We start from the raw sequence: 2,572 nt of genomic DNA on the forward strand, positions 1-2,572 counted from the left end.
CCGGGCCTTCGGCTCGGAACTCAACTCCGAAGCCGTTTAGCTCTGTCGGTGGGGAGGCCACGTTGAATGTCTGCGGCGTAGACGTGGCGATGCTGCCGGGGTAGAGCTGGGCGCCTCCCTGACCGATCGATCACATGGTGAACGTGGGAACCATCCGCGGTCGCCCTCCCGCCGGACAGCCGGTCCGGAGGTGGGCAGGTCCGTTGCCGGCTGATGGCCGCGTGATGGGACGGAGGCCCCGTAGTAGTCGCGGGAGTGACGACCCGCCGAGGAGGCCGTGAGAGACGGCCGCAGGGCGAAGGGGGCCAGCAAGTTGGCAGTTGAAGATGCTGGAATGTCAGGAGGTTTGTCGCCGGTGAACACCGACGATCTGGAGTCCGCTCTGTTCGGGGCGGAGCTGCGGGTACTGAAGATCCAGACCAAGCTGCACCGTTGGGCTCGTGATGATGCTCATCGCAGGTTCGATGACCTTTACAACCTCGTTGCCGATCCCGGCTTGCTTTTGGTGGCCTGGGATCGGGTGAGGGGTAACAAGGGTGCCCGCACGGCCGGAGTGGACGGGCGTACGGCCCGTTCCGTCGAGGCCGGGCAGGGTGTCGAGGAGTTTCTCGACGAACTGCGGTCGCAGGTGAAGGACCGTAGTTTCCGCCCGCTTCCGGTACGGGAGCGTATGATCCCGAAGACTGGCGGGAAGATGCGCCGTCTGGGGATCGCTACCATTGCCGACCGGGTGGTCCAGGCATCCTTGAAGCTGGTGCTGGAGCCGATTTTCGAGGCGGATTTCCTCCCGTGTTCCTACGGGTTCCGTCCGAATCGCCGGGCTCATGACGTGGTAGCCGAGGTGCGCTATCTCGCTTCGCGGCCACGCAATTATGAGTGGATCGTGGAGGGGGACATCGCGGCCTGCTTCGACGAGATGTCGCACTCGGCCCTGATGGACCGGGTGCGGCGGCGAGTCGGGGACAAACACGTCCTGGATCTGGTGAAGGCTTTCCTCAAGGCGGGCATCCTCGGTGAGGACTGTCTGCTGCGGGAGACCACCGCCGGAACCCCACAAGGGTCGATCCTCTCGCCTCTGCTCAGCAATGTGGCGCTTTCCGTCCTGGACGAGTGCATCGCCCAGGCGCCGGGAGGTTCGAGTGCTGGGAAGGTGGACCGCGCCAGACGGCACCGCCATGGTCTGCCCAACTACCGCCTTATTAGGTACGCGGACGACTGGTGCTTGATGGTCTTCGGCTCGAAAGACAATGCCGAGGTCCTGCGCGAGGAAATCGCTGAGGTCTTGTCCACGATGGGCCTGCGCCTATCACCGGAGAAGACCCTGATTACCCATATCGATGAGGGCCTGGACTTTCTCGGGTGGCACATCCAGCGCCACCGCAAGAAAGGGGCCAGGCAGCACTACGTCTATACCTACCCTGCAAAGAAGGCCGTCCAGGCCGTGAAGCGGAAGGTCAAGACGTTGTGCCGAGAGGTCGAAGTGAACCAACCGTTGGACGACCTGCTGCGTCGGCTAAACATGACGCTGCGGGGCTGGTGTGCATACTTCCGGCCCGGGGTTTCCTCCGTGACATTCGCATACCTGAGTCACTACACGTGGCAAACAGTATGGCGAGGATGCGGCGCAAACACCGCCGGTCTACCTGGAAGGAACTTCGCAACCGCTATTGCGGCGGCGGATGGTGGCCCGCCAGCGAGAACAGGGAGCTGTTCGACCCCGAGAAGGTAAGCACAACCCGCTACCGCTATCGAGGATCCGTCATCCCGGCCCCCTGGACCATCGCAGGATGAGAATTACCAACACGCAGCCCATTTCGGGACTTGTGGAGAGCCCGGTGCATTGAGAGGTGCCCGCCGGGTTCGGGAAGCGGTCCGGGGAAACGGTCCGGTCGAAAGACCGGAACCGCGCCCCGGGCCGACTTTCACCGACCCGACCCGGCGACGGTACTGAAGCTCGTCGACGAGCACCAGGACCGCTTCGGGGCCGAGCCCGTCCTCCGGGAACTGCACATCCCCGCCTCCACCTACTACCGCTGGCGCCGCGACGTCCACGCGCCGTGCGAGCGCAAGCGCCAGGACACCGAGCTGACCGAGCACATCCGCCGCGTCCACTCGGACTCGGACGCCACCTACACCTCCCCGCGCGTCCACGCCGTCCTGCGACGCGAGGGCACCCGCGTCGGCCGCAAACGGGTCGAGCGCCTGATGCGCGAGGCCGGACTGCAAGGCGTCAGCCCGCGCCGGCCCCGCTCCTTCACCCGCCGCGACCCGGCAGCCGACCTCGCCCCGGACCTGGTCCAGCGCGACTTCACCGCGAACGCAACCAACCGGTTGTGGGTCGCAGACATCTCGCTGATCCCCACCGGCGAGGGACCGTGGTGGCTGGCCACGATCCGCGACGCCTTCTCCCGCCGGATCGTGGGATGGCACACCTCGGAGCGAGCGGACGCCGACCTGGTCCTCACCGCGCTGGAGTACGCCCTCCACGGCCGCCCGGTGGAGCCGGGCAAGCTGATCCATCACAGCGACCACGGGTGTCGGTACACGTCCATCAAGCTCACAACCCGCCTGC

At 65.6% G+C, this 2,572-nt stretch carries 2 protein-coding genes; both read left to right on the plus strand.

Going from position 1 to position 2,572, the window contains the following annotated elements:
* Positions 1 to 355: 355 nt before the first annotated feature.
* The gene (ltrA, locus tag ABT015_RS37835; RefSeq protein WP_350887876.1) at positions 356 to 1,729 is read left to right on the plus strand and encodes a group II intron reverse transcriptase/maturase; all 1,374 of its coding nucleotides are present in this window, start codon (positions 356 to 358) and stop codon (positions 1,727 to 1,729) included.
* Between the two features lie 92 nt (positions 1,730 to 1,821).
* Positions 1,822 to 2,572 (plus strand): IS3 family transposase (locus tag ABT015_RS37840; protein WP_350887879.1); only part of this gene is annotated, 751 nt, incomplete at its 3' end.

This window comes from Kitasatospora sp. NPDC094016 (genome assembly GCF_040304045.1).
In the GTDB taxonomy this organism is placed as follows: Bacteria; Actinomycetota; Actinomycetes; order Streptomycetales; family Streptomycetaceae; genus Kitasatospora.